General features: G+C 33.5%; 11 protein-coding genes. 5 read left to right on the top strand and 6 right to left on the bottom strand.

What is annotated here, in order from left to right; translation table 11 throughout:
• Nucleotides 1-96: 96 nt before the first annotated feature.
• Complete coding sequence (locus EHQ43_RS19830; protein ID WP_279631082.1) at nt 97-231, top strand: hypothetical protein; 135 nt, start codon at nt 97-99, stop codon at nt 229-231.
• A 221-nt stretch (nt 232-452) separates the two neighbouring features.
• On the opposite strand, the gene EHQ43_RS19565 is transcribed toward EHQ43_RS19830, so the two are convergent.
• Together EHQ43_RS19565 and EHQ43_RS09800 are read right to left on the bottom strand one after the other, a co-directional pair.
• Entirely contained in the window at nt 453-629 is a 177-nt protein-coding gene (locus EHQ43_RS19565) for a hypothetical protein (protein ID WP_167481776.1), read from the bottom strand.
• A gap of 85 nt (nt 630-714) precedes the next feature.
• Nucleotides 715-1,401 carry a S1C family serine protease gene (locus EHQ43_RS09800; RefSeq protein ID WP_135771062.1) on the bottom strand — a complete coding sequence of 229 codons (687 nt, stop codon included), beginning with the start codon at nt 1,399-1,401 and terminating at the stop codon, nt 715-717.
• Nucleotides 1,402-1,629: 228 nt separating this feature from the next.
• On the opposite strand from EHQ43_RS09800, the gene EHQ43_RS09795 reads away from it, so the two are divergent.
• The 4 genes from EHQ43_RS09795 (at nt 1,630) to EHQ43_RS09780 (ending at nt 8,383) form a co-directional block, all read left to right on the top strand.
• Entirely contained in the window at nt 1,630-5,241 is a 3,612-nt protein-coding gene (locus EHQ43_RS09795; protein WP_135771061.1) for an adenylate/guanylate cyclase domain-containing protein, read from the top strand.
• Nucleotides 5,204-5,890: a response regulator transcription factor gene (locus EHQ43_RS09790; RefSeq protein WP_244242741.1), complete on the top strand. Its 687-nt coding sequence runs from the start codon at nt 5,204-5,206 to the stop codon at nt 5,888-5,890. Before EHQ43_RS09795 ends, EHQ43_RS09790 begins: the two co-directional genes overlap by 38 nt.
• On the top strand, nt 5,890-7,794 hold the full coding sequence (locus tag EHQ43_RS09785) for a 7TM diverse intracellular signaling domain-containing protein (protein WP_135771060.1): 1,905 nt from the start codon (nt 5,890-5,892) through the stop codon (nt 7,792-7,794). Before EHQ43_RS09790 ends, EHQ43_RS09785 begins: the two co-directional genes overlap by 1 nt.
• Nucleotides 7,795-8,119: 325 nt before the next feature.
• Nucleotides 8,120-8,383 (top strand): RNA recognition motif domain-containing protein, encoded by a 264-nt coding sequence (locus tag EHQ43_RS09780; protein ID WP_012389738.1) that lies wholly within the window; start codon nt 8,120-8,122, stop codon nt 8,381-8,383.
• Between the two features lie 179 nt (nt 8,384-8,562).
• Here EHQ43_RS09780 and EHQ43_RS09775 read toward each other — a convergent pair whose 3' ends face one another.
• The 4 genes from EHQ43_RS09775 to EHQ43_RS19735 form a co-directional block, all read right to left on the bottom strand.
• Nucleotides 8,563-12,267, bottom strand: coding sequence for a LamG-like jellyroll fold domain-containing protein (locus EHQ43_RS09775; protein WP_135771059.1), 3,705 nt, complete (start codon nt 12,265-12,267; stop codon nt 8,563-8,565).
• A gap of 171 nt (nt 12,268-12,438) precedes the next feature.
• Entirely contained in the window at nt 12,439-14,487 is a 2,049-nt protein-coding gene (locus EHQ43_RS09770; RefSeq protein WP_135771058.1) for a sensor histidine kinase, read from the bottom strand.
• A 74-nt stretch (nt 14,488-14,561) separates the two neighbouring features.
• Nucleotides 14,562-15,773, bottom strand: a complete 1,212-nt coding sequence (locus tag EHQ43_RS09765; RefSeq protein WP_135771057.1) for an NAD(P)/FAD-dependent oxidoreductase — start codon at nt 15,771-15,773, stop codon at nt 14,562-14,564.
• Between the two features lie 114 nt (nt 15,774-15,887).
• Nucleotides 15,888-17,102, bottom strand: coding sequence for a hypothetical protein (locus EHQ43_RS19735; RefSeq protein ID WP_244242740.1), 1,215 nt, complete (start codon nt 17,100-17,102; stop codon nt 15,888-15,890).
• Nucleotides 17,103-17,238: the final 136 nt, after the last annotated feature.

Here is a 17,238-nt window from a genome sequence, read left to right as displayed (position 1 = left end):
CGCCGTTTCTATTGGTCCGAGTTCACTCGAGCGCAAAAAACGGCTATGAAATGGATTTATTTCGCACGTTTGTTATAAATAAACTAAGGCAAAAAAATGTCAATTCGAATTATTTATGATTTTTCCAAATCAACGAAGGATTCACTCTCGCTGACAATGGGAACTGATATTGTATCTGAATCGTATCTGTTTTTGAAAGGAGATATAGGTGTATACGGACGAAGAACGTAATCTTATCTTCATCGAATCAAAACGTGAGTGCATGATAAAATTTGCAAACGTAGTTTCTTTTCACGTAGTTTCAAAAACCTCAAAAACGAAATCCACACTTGGGTTCTTATGTAGAAGAAATGCAAAAGAATAAATTGATAGAAGATCAACTGAAAAAAGTCTCTGGACTACGATTGGGAGAGAATCTCCCAATCGTTCATTTTCGCTCAATGAGATAACGTTTATTTTATGGTGACGTTACAATTTCCTGTTCCATTTGTGATGTCAATTTTGCAATCTACATCATATGTAAACTTATCTTTATTGAAGGATCGGCTAACATTCACATTTCCACCACTTACATTGCCAGGAACAGAGACAGTTCCCGTTAATGTATCCGTGAAAGAACTATACAACAATTATGCGAAGGATCTTCCGTACATTGCAGGCTATGATTCATATCTCGGAGAAAATTCAAACTTTTTTCCTCCTAAAATATGACAATTAAATTTCTATCTTCGAAAGATTGAGAAATGTTTTTACATATCCTGAAGGAATGACTAGTCCAATTGAGTTTCCAGGTTCACTACCAATCGTGGCCCTATTGATACCGATGAGTTTACCATCATATAAATAAACGCCAGCACCCGAACATCCTGGATAGGAAGTTCCGATTGTTTGGATGAGCGGAACCAATTTAAGATTTAAATCAACACCTGATCTATCAGTATTTGAAATATATCCTTTTAGAAATGAATTTGCTAATCCCCACGCTGAACCGAATAAAAAAACTGGTTCGTTGTTTTCTAAATCATTTCTGTCAATAAATTCTAATTTTGGTAGTTTCCGTTTTAGTTCTGTTTTTAAAATGACCAAATCAAGTTTGGGTTCTTCAATGATTACCTTCGCATCAAAAAAAGTTTTTGAATCTTGTGAAATTCGAACTCTATCTTCCCATCCAAGAATGACATGTCTCGAAGTTAACACATGCCCTTTGTCATCTAATAGCAATCCTGTGCCTTTTGCATAATCACTGATGTGATAATGCAAAGTGACAGTTCGATTTTTTGCGATTTCAATGATTTCTTTTGTTGGCTCAATCTGGATAGGATTGTAATTCTTTGAACAAAATGTGAAATAAGAAAAAAAAATTAATAGCAAAAGAAACTTAATGTATATTGTTTTTGACATAAAAATTATATCTATTATAGCCAAATTGGTAAAACCAAGGCAATCAGTTTCTTATCTTTAAATTTTCAAATTCAGATTGAATTCAAATATTTCAAAAACCCCCTAAACAGGGGGGTGAATCAAGTGAAATAATTATTTCCAAAATGAGATTAACAGGAAGGCTCTAACGAATTCTATGCATAAGTAGAACTTTTATGCGAAGAAATCTGAAATGAAATTGAGGAATCCATGTTACCAATCCCCGAACTTTCAATCCATCCATCAGCGATTGAATACTTTTGGCACAAACTTCCTTGGGCCATTCCAAACTTTTTAACCATCTTTGTTGGTTTGGCACTAACAACACTTGGAATCATTGCGACGAAAAGATCAGAAAACCGTAAGATTTTATTTAGTTTTATTTGTTTTTGTTTTTCCATTGCCTCTCTGGGTTTCGTATCATCAATCCGAAGTTTAATTGAAGATCAATCTACGATATTATATTGGAACAGGATCGGATACTTTGGAGTTATATTAATGGCTCCTTCTGCATCATTTTTGACATATTACTTAACTAACGAACGTTATAAGTTTTTAATCTTCTCCGGTATACTCACAATGTTAACTCTTATATTCGGGTATTATGGACTTATAAATCATTATGATTTTACAGGTAGTTATTTTTCTTATTCCTTTGGTAAATATCCAATTGCAAAGTTTCCTTTAAAAATTTGGGGGGTGGTAACTTTTTTTAATTATCTATTTTTATATACTCCGGCTTCCTTTCATTACCGAGTTCGGTTCAAGAAAGATTTTGAAGCAAAGAAATTGATCTTTTGGGGTCTTCATATATGCAGTATTCTTTTGATTACTAATTTTTTAAGTTTAGTTGGTTATCCAGTATTTCCATTAAGTAGTTTTTCATTTATACCATTATCGATTCTAGGTTATGGAATTTTTCGGTCAGATTTCCTGAATTTAAATGATTTACTATTCAAACAAAGGGGGTTATTCTATTTTTTATCAGGATTTATCACTACGATTTTACTGGTCATTGCTTTTATCGTTTCGTTTTACCTCCACCCTAATATTCAACTAACAGCATATGAACGACCTTATTTTTTAGTACCACTATTCTCTAGTGTTTTTGTCTTTGCATTAGCGATTTATATTGCCGGTAGTAATCCAGATAGAAAATTAAATATGTTGGCTTCTATTTCATTTTTTATGGCAGGAACGTTTGCTATCATTATGGTGATTTTCAAATTTGAAATGCCATTAATTGTCGCAAGAAGGATTGAACAAATTTTTTATACCTTATTTGTTTTTACACCTGGGATTCATATACGTTTTTGTTATGCGATATTTGGTAAAAATTCTCCTAAATTTGTTCGGTGGATCGACTTTTGTTCCTTTGTTCTATCTGTTGTGTTATGGACTCCTTATTTTTTTAGCGGGTTTTACGAATATTCTTTCGGACGAATTTCTGCAGGAGGAATTGGGCTTAATTTTTTTGGTTTTTTGGGAATTTTCGGTATGGGTGTATTTCTAAAAGACTGGATTAAATTACGTAATGAAACTAACAACAGGTTGGCGAGTGTAATTGTAACCTCCTTAATTTTTGGAGATTTTCTTATATTGTTAAATTTGCCTGCAACAATGGGATTACCACTCTATACATTCGGTGAATTACAGTTCATTCCTGCTCTTTTGATTTCTATTTTTATTCTTAAAATGGGTGCTATACCTACTTCAGGACAAGCTACATTGATAGGGAATCGAGTATCACTTATGATTCTCTTTTTTGTACCCATTTCAATGTCGTTCTATGTTTTGAATTTGATGAATGTGTACCCAGTTAGTGTTGCAATTTATCATGCCTTGATTGTTGCATCACCGATTGCCCTTGCATTTTATCTAGTTTCGTTTGTTTTTTTACGATCCACCGCAGTGAAGTTGGATCAAACCATATTAGCATTAGCGCAAGAGAAAATAAATACTGACCAAGCTCTCATCCAATCAGAGGATGCAAAAAAAGAAATCGAAGCTTTTAACCATTTTACCAGTTTAATCAACTCAGAATCTGAATTAGCAAAAATCATTAGCGCTATTGCAAATTATGTAAATCAAAAATATGGAATACTTGCAACTTGGTTATTTTTATTGGATGAAAACAAAGAAGAAATCAAGAGCGTACATGCAGAAACTTTTGTTGAAGCGACAAAAGAACAAAGGGAATTTGTGAATAACTTGCGAATTCCTATGAATCAGACAGGCGGGGTTCCTTATCTAGTATGGAAACGTAAAAAAAGTATGTTTCTTCCTCATGTCAAAAAATTTGGGTTTGATATTGATCGACGAATTAGTGAAGGAGTAAAAGCAAATTCCTTTTTGCATGTTCCTTTAGTATTAAACAACGAAACGATTGGGCTCATAATGTTTTCCAACTTCTACAAACGTTTGGATTTAACAAAATCGAATGCTAGATCTATTGAACATTTATGTGCACAAGTATCAGGAGTCATTCAAAGAGTACATTTGTTAAAAGAAACTGAAAAACAAAAAAAGGATATTCTTGCTCTCAATGATCTGATCAAAAATTTAAATGAAACAATGGATATCCATTTGATTATGAAGAAAGTACAAACATATGTAAAAGAAAATTTTAATATAATGTACTATTCGTTGCTAGTTGCAGACAGCGAAAAAAAATATTTAAGATTTATCGATATGGACATTCCAGAATCTGTTACAGAATTTCAAAAGAAACGCATCTATGATATGCGTATACCGATAAAAGGAGGGAAAGGTGCTCACGAATTATCGCTACGCAGAAAAAAACCTATTTATATACCAGATCGTAATGGAAGTTTTGAAAGATGGTTATCTGACGATGATAAGTGGGTTCAAGATGTATGTAAAATACGATCCTTTATCTTTATACCTATGATACTAAATGGGGAGGTAATCGGTATTCTAGATTTATCAAATTCGGAAAGTAAGTTAGATTTAAGTGAAGAAGATATTTCTAAGTTATCGATTTTAGCGGATCAACTTGCCGGAATAATCTATAGTTCAACTCTCTTTAAGGAATTGGAAATTTCTAGAAATATTGCAGAAGAAGAAAGAAACAAAAACGAAAAACTCCTACTCAATATCTTACCAGTTGATATCGCTCAAGAATTGAAAGAAAAGGGGGCTACAGAACCAATTTTATATGAAAATGTAAGTGTAATGTTCACAGATTTCAAAGGATTCACTCAAATTGCAGAAGTTTTATCGCCGCAAGAGCTGATTCGTGATTTGGATGCATGTTTTGTCCAATTTGACAAAATTACAGAGAGATATAAATTAGAAAAATTAAAAACCATCGGAGATAGTTATATGTGTGCAGGTGGAATTCCAAAGCGAAACCAAACGCATGCTATAGATTCTATTCTTGCAGCTTTAGAGATTCAAGCCTTCATGAATATAATGAAACAAATTAAAGCTGACCAAGGGTTACCTTTTTGGGAACTCAGATTAGGAATTCATTCAGGACCTCTTGTGGCAGGAGTGATTGGCGAAAAGAAATTTGCTTATGATGTTTGGGGAGATACTGTAAATACGGCCTCAAGAATGGAATCTTCCGGAACTCCAGGAAAAATCAATATCAGTGGAACTACTTATGATATGATTAGAGAAGTATTTGAATGTGATTACAGAGGGAAAGTAAATGCAAAAAATAAAGGTGAAGTCGAAATGTACTATGTGTTAGGACTAAAAAAAGAATTTTCCCTTTCAGAAGACCTTAGAACACCTAACGAGAATTTTTGGAAATTTTATGAGACCATCGCAGGAACAAGAGAACATGTCGCTTAAAAATAATAACGTAAAGAATAGTCCTTCCATTCGAATTGGTATACTTGAGAATGATGAGTTTTTTCTAGAAGAGCTTAAAACAAGAATCTCAGAATTGGAGAATGTTGCCGAAATTCTTTCTTGGAAAACAGGAGAAATGTTATTACGAGATCCTCAACACAAAAATATTGATATTCTGTTTTTGGATATCATGTTACCAGGGATCAACGGAATCGAAGTAGTAAAAATATTATCAGAAAAAATTGATAATATCAAAGTTATCATGTTGACGAATATGAATTCCGATGAAATGATTTTTAACTCCATTAAAAATGGTGCCCTTGGATATCTTTTGAAATCAGAATTAGGTCAGATTAAAAGTATAATTGATGTAATTTTGGATGGGGGTGCCTATATCACACCGACGATTGCACTTCGAGTATTTTCTAGTTTTAGAAGTCCAGTTGATAAACCCAAGGTGTATCTTACTGATCGAGAAAAACAAATCCTTGAATTATTAGTAAAGGGGAAAACAATTCCACTCGTATCAAAGTTTTTGGATTTAAGTGAACATACAGTTCAAGGATATGTAAAATCAATTTACCGAAAACTACAAGTTCATAATCGATCTGAATTAGCCCTAAGAGTTCAAGAATATTCGATCTTATAATGAAATTTATTTCTAATGTTGTTTTAGTAATTTTCTATATACTTTTTCAATTAAACTGTTACAAAAGTTTAAACCAGCTTGAACAAAACCAGTTTTATGTAGATTTATCGCAAATAGATTGGGAAAACTCGGAACCTATCAACATCTCATATGGCTGGAAATTTTATTGGAAAGAATTGTTAGATCCAGTTGCATTACAAACTCATAAAAGTATTAGTAAGGTTCCCCTGGTTGATTTTCGACCATGGACAAATTTAACCACATCTAAAAATGAATTCCCAGCGCAAGGTTTTGCAACCTATCATAAAAAAATAAAAATACAAATTAGTGAAAGGCCAATCCATTTGGTCCTTTATTTTTCTCACCTATATACCGCATCCAAATTATTTATCAATGGAGAGTTGATGCAAGAAAAGGGAGTTGTCTCAGCTTCTATAGAGAAAGTACGGCCAGATAGAACAAACTCAACAATAGATATCAAAACTAACAAACAAGAATTAGATATTGTGCTTCAAATTGCGAATAAAGATTTTTATCATGGTGGTCCGAGAAGTGAATTTATAATATCTTCACCTTCAAAAATGAGTTTATTTAAAAGTAAAAGTTTGATGGTAGAAATATTTGTTTTTGGACTTATCTTTGGTTCTGCCCTCTATCATATGTTTTTTTATTTGCACAACCGTAAACAAAAAGCATTTCTCTATTTTGCGATTGTCTGTTTGACATTTTTAGTTCGCATTCCTTTTTTAAATTCAAAATTATATGAATATTTTTTCCCAATATTCAGTTTCAATCTGCAGTCCATATTATTGCATTATATAAATGTAATAACGTTTTTGTTTTCTGTTTTGTTTTTGAAAGAAATGTTTAGATCGAATCAATATAAAATGATTCGTTATACTTTTTATATGGGTGCTTTGATTGCATTATTTACTCCACTTACTCCTTCCACTATCCAACATTATCTGAACTTTATTTATCTCGTTGTATGCCTTATTTTGTTTTTATTTTTTTCCCTATTCTTATTAATCAAACATAAAAAAGAAGCACAGGGATTATACTTTATGGCAATTGCATTAGTATCGCTTGCTGTGTTTTGTTTTTTGGCAATTTCACTCAACTATTATGGAATCCAAGGAGGTTTATATCTAATTATAGGATATTTATTATACGTTATTTTTCAAACTGTATCTTTAAGTAAATATTTTGCATTTGTAATTGAATCGAGAGCCAACATTGAAATGTTACTTCATGAAGAATCTATCTTAGCTTTGTCCAAACAAAGAACTGAAATGCAATTGATGGTGCATGATCAACTTGGTGCTAATTTAACAGATTTGAAGGTATATTTGGAAAGAAATATGCCCAAACCTATTGATACTTCGAGTGACTTCTTGAATTTGGAATACATCTACCAGAAAGTTAATTCTATCATCCAATCTCTTAGAAACCAACTTCTTTACATTGAAGATATGAATTTAATTTTTGAAAATTTTATCACCGGATTACATTTAACTTTGTTAAGGAGGTATTCTGATGTAGGAAGAGAGTTTGAATTTTCAACTTCTGAAAAAGTAATAGAATACTTTAATCAAACAAAGATTATCGGAAAAAATCAAAGTTATTTTTTAAATATATTTTATATGTTATATGAAGTTTGTACAAATGATATAAAGTATGGTTTGGGTGAATCTGTTTGGTTATTTGATTACGTGAACGGTTTTTTTACCATTAATCAAAAAAATATGTTCAGAAAACCAAATATTCCATCGCCAGGTGAAATTGAATTAAAAAGCATCCAACAAAGGTTGGAACAATTGAATGGAACTTTTGACATAAGTATTTCAGAAGTATATTTTGAATTAAAGATTCGTTTTCCGGTTGAACGCAGTTTAAATCCTTAGAATAAATGCATTTTTTTAATCCATTAAAATTAAGAATCTTAGTTTTTTGGTATCATTTATGAAAAGGTAAAGGTTCAAAAAACATACGTTAAATGAAAAATAGTATTAAATCGTTTGCTATAAATTCATGCCATATATATATTGGCAATAGATTCAAAATATTATCGTTTTTTTAACCACTAGTAGTCCTCACTTTCTTGCATTCTGATTTCTTTTATTAGTTTTCCCCTGCATTTTCGTTGTTGTTTTTACCTAAATTCCTTACCGGAAAGTCGTTTTTAATCCATTAAATTTCAGAGTCAAATTAAACTAATAAGGACATCACATGTCAACAAACATCTATGTAGGAAACCTATCATACGAAATGACGGAAACTAAATTAAACGAACTTTTTTCAGTTCATGGTGCAGTTTCTTCTGCTAAAATCATCACTGACCAGTATACTGGCGGGTCAAAAGGTTTTGGTTTTATCGAAATGAAAGACCGCAATGAAGCGGATAAAGCAATTAGCGATTTAAACGGAAAAAATATATTAAACCGTGAAATGAAAGTGAATATTGCAAAACCAAAAACTAATAATTGGAATTAAAGATTCTGAATTAGCATTGATTGAACAAACTGACAAAGGTATTTTGATAAGAAATACTAATGTAGTTTGTTCTTTTTGTTTTCACAAATTTCCAAGTTACCTTAGCCTTCTACAAATCTAGCAACATTCAAATCACGAGATTCTTAAAAATAAATGCATTAATTTATTGGATTTTTGGCTTACGGACAAACATGTCCAACCTTCAAATTGTATTTGTTAGATAAATAACATTCAACAAGTTCTCTATCACTTTGAGAAAGTAGTTGGTCAAAATAAATGAAATCTCCAATATTTCCATCCAAATAATCACCGTTATTTGGGTAAATTCCAGAATTCCAGGTGTATCTGCCAATACTTAGGTCATATATTGCACAGTTATAAGATGAACCCGATATGGGAATTGAACTGACAGTTGCACCAAATTTATAAATATTCCCTGTTGTTCCATTATAATCTAGAGACATGAGAACATTTTCTCCCGTGGTATTATATGCGAGAGAAGAAATAACTTTTGCATTGTTGAGTTGGAGATCAAATAAACTAAGATTATTATCTGGTCCATTATCTGGTAAATACAAAAGTTTTGCACCATTATGAAAAATTCCATCACTACCTGACATACCGAGATCATTAAACACAGCAAAGATGGTATTATTTGTACTTAATAATTCTGGAACACATGCTGTTGATAGATAAGTTGAAGCGATTCCAAAAAATCGAATTCCAGGTTTCCCGTTAATACCGGTTAAACTGTAGCTTGGTTGAGATGCTGCACTAACTTGGCTTACGTGAAAATTATTTCCACTACGATCATTCCAAACCCCAACACAATTGACTCCGCCATTGCAACCACCTGCTCCAAATACAGCACTCTCAGGTAATAGAAAAAATTTTAAACTACTGCTAGTCACTGTTTGGTTCCAAGTACTTACTTGTGTTGGATATGGACCCGAAAGTGCACGTATTTCCGAAACGGTTAGTGGCCTGTCATATATCCTAACATCATCAATATCACCAGAAAAGTATCCAGTAGCCGTGATAAGACGACCAATGTCTAAATTAGTACTAACTCCTGTTGACCATGAAGCTTTTAATTCTGAGTGCCGGAGTGTTCCGTTTTCGTATAAGTGAACAAATTGAGTTGCTCCATCATAAACACCACATAAATGAATCCATTGGTTTCTAAAATCCTCATGTGATATGTTTGCATCGTCATTCCAACCAAACATACCAATAACAGGTGGAACTATAACCAACCCGTTTCCAGTTGATATAATTGGAGTTCCAAAACTTATGATATATTGGCCAATGTTATTCGATGTATTGAACCAAGCACAGATAGTACGACTACTCCCACCAATGGGCAAACCATTTGGGTTAGTTTTTTGCAGGTAGTTCGTTCCATTAAAATAATAAGCTGAATTTGGGAAGCCGTTTCTATCATTTGTAATCGCGGCACCATAATTTGTAAGATTGTTAGAAAAATTTCCATAATCTTTACCATTTCCATTGAATGGAAAATATGAAATCAATCCGGAAGGTACTTGGATCGCCAATTTTTGGATGGAATCGTCATCTAGGGCGCCGTTAAAAAATTGCACATTCGAAATTTTTCCTTTGAAGAAATATCCATTCCCTGCATCTCCCACTTTGAAGGTGCTAGTTGCCAAAGGTTGAATCGGATTTGTTGAAAAAACAATACCATCTGATATACCATTGATAAAAATTTGCCAGTTATTTGATAACCTTCTCACTGCAATATGTGTCCATCTATTTAGTGGTAATTTCATCGTTGTAGAAGGACTATCCATTACTGCACCTAATGAAATTTGTAAACTTCCTGTTGCATTAATACGTATTCCATAACCATTTGCTCCACCTAATCCATTGTACATAATGAATTGATTGGAATTGTTCACAGAAGAATGAACCCATGCAGAAAAAGTGATATTATCAATATTTTGTGTTAAAAGTCCAGAGGAGGTTATGTAATCGGTTGAACCATTAAACTCATAGGCTCCATTAGACAATCCATTTTCATCTGTTGTTAATATAGGCGATCCATTAAGAATTCCATGATTAGTTCCAATGGAATCATCCGGATTCCCATCAAAGTTGTATTTTAAGATTTCAGAAGGTTCTAAAAATCGGATGGCATGGTTCCCTCGATCAGCTATGTAAACTTTTGTTCCATCTGTAGTTACATAACCTGGGAAGTTCAATAAACCATTCCCACTGGTGTTATCAGAATAACCAGATATACCACCTACAAGTGTGATCACCTGATTGTTCGTAAGATTGAGATGACGAATGCGATGTCCAGACCATTCCGATATGAACAAATTTGTTCCGTCAGTTGTAATGCCGTGAGGGTCATTAAATTGGGCATTAGTTCCAAAACCATCTGTTGAAGCTTGCACACCATCTCCTGCAATTGTATCAACAGCATTTGTACCAGTTAAGGAGATCCTTCTAATTTTATAACCACCACCCGGACCTATATCAGTCACATAAAGATAACTTCCTATTCCAACAATCGCAAGTGGTGAAACAAACCGAGCATTTGTTCCGATCGGGCTATTTGCAAAATTACATAAACCTGCGCTACCAGCAAGAGTAGACACTGCTGAAGTAGTTGGGTTTAAGGTTCTGATTGTGCAATTGCCTCTGTCTACTATGTAGAACATTCCATTATGTAAGGAAATCCAAGTAGGGTTGTTAAATGATGCAAGAATACCTGATGTATTATCCGTCGAGCCAACACTTCCAGAACCGGCAAATGTGGAAACAGTTGCTGTTGCTAAGTTGACAACTCGAATTCGATTTCCGTTTAATTCTAATACAAATAAATTGTTACCATTCGTTGTGAGACCAACGAGTCCATTGAATTGTGCAGCACTACCTACGCCATCCAAACAATTAGTAGTAATAACACCCGGACATACCGTTCCGCCACCAGTATTCCCTCCTGCAAGAATAGTTGTGATACCAGTTGATTTGTCAATTTTCCTAATGACTTCATTTGTTGTATCAGCAACATATATAAAATTTGTATCTGTAGCCAACATACTTGGATTGTTAAACCTTGCTGAAGTTGGCATTGCGCTTGCAACTGCTGGACCTGAACTAACACCAGCACCACCATTGTTAGTTGGGAAGGATCCAGCAAATGTTCTGATATAGGTTTTTCTGTTGATTAGATTGGATCCAAGATCTGTCCCAGTGGTTGAAAATAAATTTCCTGCGACGATATAACCAGATACACACGTGATAAAAACAGTTACATTGGTTGCTACTACAGTGCCAAATGCAAGTGATGGATTGTCAAAAGAACAAACTAGACCAATAGGTTGCGAAGTAATTGTAATAGCATAATTTGTTCCAGAAGGTTGTATCGTAGTAAACTTTACCAAACCATTGGAGTTAATGTTTAATGTTTCGATTCCATTGTTTTGGACGGAGATCATGCCGCTAAGTCCTGAAACATTTACACCTATTTCATAAAATCCGGGTCCAGTTCCACACGTAACGCTAACATTTGTTATTGAAACATTTTGTACGATTCCTTGAGCATTCGCAATAGAACAAGACAATCCCACTCCATTTGTTGAAAAGGTAACATTATAACTTTGACCTGTGCTTAATTTAGTTGGAAATGTAAAATTTCCATCTGAGGATATTGTAATTGATTCCCCAGAATTTATTAACGTTACTGAAGTATTCGGTAATAAACCAGAAACCGCACCTCCAATAGAATGCCCTGTAAATTGTGGTCCTGTAAAAATTCGAAGAAACGCAAAATAGTCCAACGGACTTCTAGATATTGTTGGGAATGAGCAGGAAAATAAAAATAAGGAAACTAATGCAACAGCAACTTTCTTCATTCAGCAGCTCCCTTTTCTTTCAAGTTTTAGATTCTCAGTAAATAGTTCAATATATTTCATAACCAAACAATCACTATCTAAATGTTTATTATGTTCACTTTTCAATAATCGGATATGTACGTAGCGAAATTTACTGATCAATGAATTGATCAAATGGGATAATTGCGTGATTTAATCTTGGTTGGATTTTTTTCTTGGAAACTCTAAGAGAAATGAACTACCTTGATCAGATTCCGATTCTACTTGTATATTTCCATTATGTAATCTCATCAATTCAAAACATAACTTAAGACCGATACCAAAACCTTTTTCACCCATAGTTCCTGGTAAACTCATTGGTTCATTGAACAATAGTTTTTGTTGTTCAGTGGAAATTCCTGTCCCTCGGTCTTTGATAGCGATTATAGATGTGTCTGTAGTTTCTGAAAAGCTGAATTGAATTTTACCTTGTGGGTGGCTAAACTTTATCGCGTTTGCTACTAAGTTACGAAGAATTTCAAGTAGGATTGAAGAATCAGCATAGACTTGAGCTGTGTCTGGAATCGAATTCTCGATTACCAAAGATTTTTTTTGTAAATCAAAAGTAAAAGACTCTATTACTTGTGTTAATCGTTCGTTGATGAAATTATTTGATAGATTTAAACGAATTTGACCTTTATCAATTTGAAAACGATTAAGGTTTAGCAAATGTTCAACGGTTGACATTGCATTTTCCAAAATAGTATAAACTTGCTTAAAAATGTGTTTTTTATCTTCTTCAGTTGTATCTGCATCATTAGTTAACATTAATGCTGAATAGACGGTACTCAATGGTGATCTGAGGTCGTGGGCAACGAGTGATATGAATTTATCTTTCCATTTATTTGCTTCTTCAGCATTTTGTTTGGCCTCTTTGTAATCTTTTGTTCGCAGAATTACGGTTTGTTCGAGTGATTCGTTTAAGGCAGAGAGTTCATTTTTAAGAGTTTCATTTTTGATAAAAGTTTTTGTAAAAAAGGAAGCAAGGAGTAATGATTGAAATAAAACTGTTGATAGATATGAATATTTTAAAATCAAAGCATATTGAAAGATGCCATATAAATACAACGTATCATTAATCGCACTAAAAAGTAAAAATACTTGAATGAGAAATAAAATAATAGATAGAGCTTCCTTTTTTAAAGCACTTCTGAACAAACAAATCGCAGAATAAACCAAACCCAAAATTGAAAAAACAAGTCCAATGAATGTTGTTTGTGAACCCAATTCAGTAGGTCCTAAAATAACAAATAAATATAAAAGGAAACAAATCGTTGAAAATACCCTTAGAATAGGTTTAGAAAACTGAGATGGAAACAATTCCGATAAAAAATATAGATAAAATGGCATCGCGAGATAAAAAATGAGAGAAAGTGAAAAAGCAATTCTATAAGAGATAGATGGAATCAAATAATATAAAACATCACCATTTAATGAAAGTGAGTGAAGAGCTGTCGTGATACTAAATAAACCGAAAAATAAAATTAATTTTTTAGTACGTCTGAAAAAGAATAAAACAAAATGATAAAATGCCATAAAGAATAAAGCACCTGATAATAAAGTATCTAGTGCTAATTCTTTGATAAAATTATTTTGTATATTTTTATATAGGCCAAATTTTGGAGCATACCAAAATGAACCATCATCGTGATGAAAATTCGATATATGGACCATAAGATTTACAACGTTAGTTGGATTCGGTATTATCAGAATGCCTGAACTCCTTGTAGGTTCCATAGATGTTTTATCGATTCCGACTTTCCCAAGTGTTAAAGATTCTTTGCCATTTACAAAGACTCGCATAGCTGCGCCACCAGTTTGGAAAAACCTAACTGCGAATATATTTTTATTTGAAGTTTCTGGTAAAATCAATTTGACTTGATAAGTTGCATAACCCTTTCCAAAATGAATATCTTTCCATCGTTTACCGATACCCAAATATTCTTTTTCATTTTCTGGAGCCAGAGTGTTGGTTAATACTGTAGATTGGATTGGACTTTGAATTGAAACTGGTGTGACAAATGTGTTCCAGTGGAATTCCCAATCACCAGAAAGTGGAATGGAAGTTTGGTTATCGAAATGAATGTTTGACAAATCAATCATTCCATTTTTGACAATTGGATTTAAATTAGATTCTCCATTGTATTTACAGTGAGATAAAGAAAAAAAACACAGAAACAAAATCCAAATTTTCAAATACATGATGGTCTAGGAAAAATTCTCTAGACCATTTTTGGAATTGTTACTCTATAAACAAAGGAATATTTCTTCTATCCTTAAGGAAGTTGAACAAGTCCCTTTTTATTTTTCCACAACATGTACTTCTCTAAAATTATTTTACCAAAATTATAGAATAGATTTGGAATCATGATTTCAAATTGTCTCGGTTTGAATAAATGGTTAGTCAGGATCCAAACTTCTTTTTCCCCTGCATCCATGATGCAAATACCTGGGATTTTACCAAATGGCATCGTTTTGAATTTTCCATTTCCTTTGATATCGTTTTTAATATTTTCTGCGACAATTTTACCCATAACATCGGAAGGAAATCCTGTTTTTGGTACTCCAAATGGTGCAGCACATTTTGGAAAAGGAGTTATCACTTCCACTGCAAGACCAGCAGCATAAACATTTTTAAATTTTATATGTTGATATCCGTCATTTGTAACTACAAAACCTTTTTCATCCACAAGTTCAGGAGAATTTTTCATTACATCTGCACCTAAAAAAGGTGGGATCATCATGGACATTTTGTAAGAAATTTCAGTATTATCACCTAACGTTATTTTTTCTTTTTCTATTTTTTTAATCGTAGCATTTGTAAACCATTTGATGCCGTAAAGTTTCATAAAAATTTCTAACATTTTTTGCCCACCCCAAATTCCACCGATACCAAAATGTCCTAAAAATGGTTCGGGTGTTACCCAAGTGATCTCCACTTGATCACGGACACCTCTTTTCCTTAGATATTTATCCAAGTTAAATAAATATTCATAGGCTGCACCCATACAACTTGCCCCTTGGGTTGCTGCGACAACAACTGGACCGGGGTTTTTTACAATTTCTTCAAAAGCAATCGCTGATTTTTCAGCCAATTCGGGTGTGACTATACATTGTATCATATTGTCTTTTGGATTTAAATTTGGCAATATATCAAAGTTAAGCGAAGCACCTGTTGCAACGACTAGATAATCATAACTTATTTCACCATTTGATGCGGTTATTACAATATTTCGATCAGGAATTACTTTTGTTGCCCGGTCCTGAATGAATTTGACTCCTTTAGCATGTAACATTGGCTGTACGGCAAATGTAATATCCTTTACTTTTCGAACTCCAAATGGAACCCAAATCAGGGAAGGGACATATAAAAAATTTGATGTTGGTGATATAACGATGACTTCTACTTCGTTCCCGAGTTTTCTTTTCACAGAAATGGCAGCCGTTACACCCGCAAAATTGCTACCTAAAACTAAAATTCGTTTCATGATCGAGTTTCTCCATATAGTATACAGGGTATCCTATATGACTTAATGGTGTAGTAAAATTTTAATCATGATGTGATTTTTTAAGAAAATTTTTCGCTTTCCCTCGTATTTTAGTTAGAATGATTCTAGATTAGGAAGATTTATACGATGGTAACCATTGTAAGGTTGGTTTCCTTTTTCTGTAATATTTCCGCAAATGAATAAATAATTCCCAAATCGTTTTTGGTTGGTTGTAACACCTGTTTGGGAAATATCCCATGCTTTAATTTGATTTGTGTTAAGGTTGATAAATACAGTACCAGATGCGTTCGTTGAATTGACAGATGTGAAAGCACCATGTAAAACCATTAAACCTTCATTAGAAATGAACATATTATAAAAAACACCACCATTTAATTGAAATTTGTTGGAATCAAAAACTCCTGTCGCCTTTCTAAAACTAGCCAAATACTGATTAGATGATCCACCAACTGTAGAAAAGTTTCCACCAACATAAATGATATCATTATAAGAGGCAAATCCAGAAACATCAGAGTCAGGAAAATTCGTTGGGATGTTGATTGCTAAACCATCAGATTTATTAACTGCTCGAATGAAATTTGAAGCACTCCCTCCCGCTGTGGTAAAAAGACCACCTAATAAAATGCTTTCGCCTAAATCAAACATCGTACTCACTTGGTTATTCGGATTAGGCGTCCAATTTGTCAGATTAAAATTATCTAAAGTATAAGCGGCAGCATTATTTCTTGTTTGTCCACTAACCGTACCAAATGTTCCGCCAAAATAAAAATTGTTATCATCAGATATCAAGTTTGTAACGCTACCAGTTGGGATGACTGGATTGAATGAGGAAAGTTCGAAAGATGGAAGTCGAAACGCTGCCAATCGCGTTCTAGATTGTCCACTAATTGTTGTAAAAGATCCTCCAAGAAATAAATGGTCCCTTTTGATATGAAGAACGCTCACTTCATTATCAATGGAAGGTGACCAATTTGAAGGAATTCCTGTGGTCAAATTAACAGATGCAATGTTTGATCGATTGACATAATTGACTGTGCCTATCACACCTGGAATCATTATGCGGCTTCCATCCAATGAGAATCCAGATGCCGCAGAAGGGTAGGGGAAAGGACTCAAAAAATTTGGATTCCATTCCCTTAGAGTGTTTGTATTAGAATCGAGACTAGCACCGTAATTCCTTGTGGAACCTAATATGGAAGTAAATGAACCGAACAAATAAATTTGACCGTTTGATTCGATGACTTGGTGAACGTTTCCGTTCACAGCAAAATTAGTGCCTATGTCGGTGCCTGAATTTGAATCAACCACAGCAAAATTTGTCCTTGCAGTTCCTCCATTCACTGCAGTGAACGAACCACCGACATAAACTTTATCACCGGAGACAGCAATCGCATCGACAATGCCATTGAAATTTGGATTCCATGCGAGTAAGGTTCCACTTAAA

The sequence above is a fragment of the Leptospira bouyouniensis genome, assembly GCF_004769525.1.
GTDB lineage: Bacteria > Spirochaetota > Leptospiria > Leptospirales > Leptospiraceae > Leptospira_A > Leptospira_A bouyouniensis.
The sequence above is the reverse complement of the archived record's forward strand: the minus strand, read 5'-3'. Positions and strand labels throughout refer to the sequence as shown.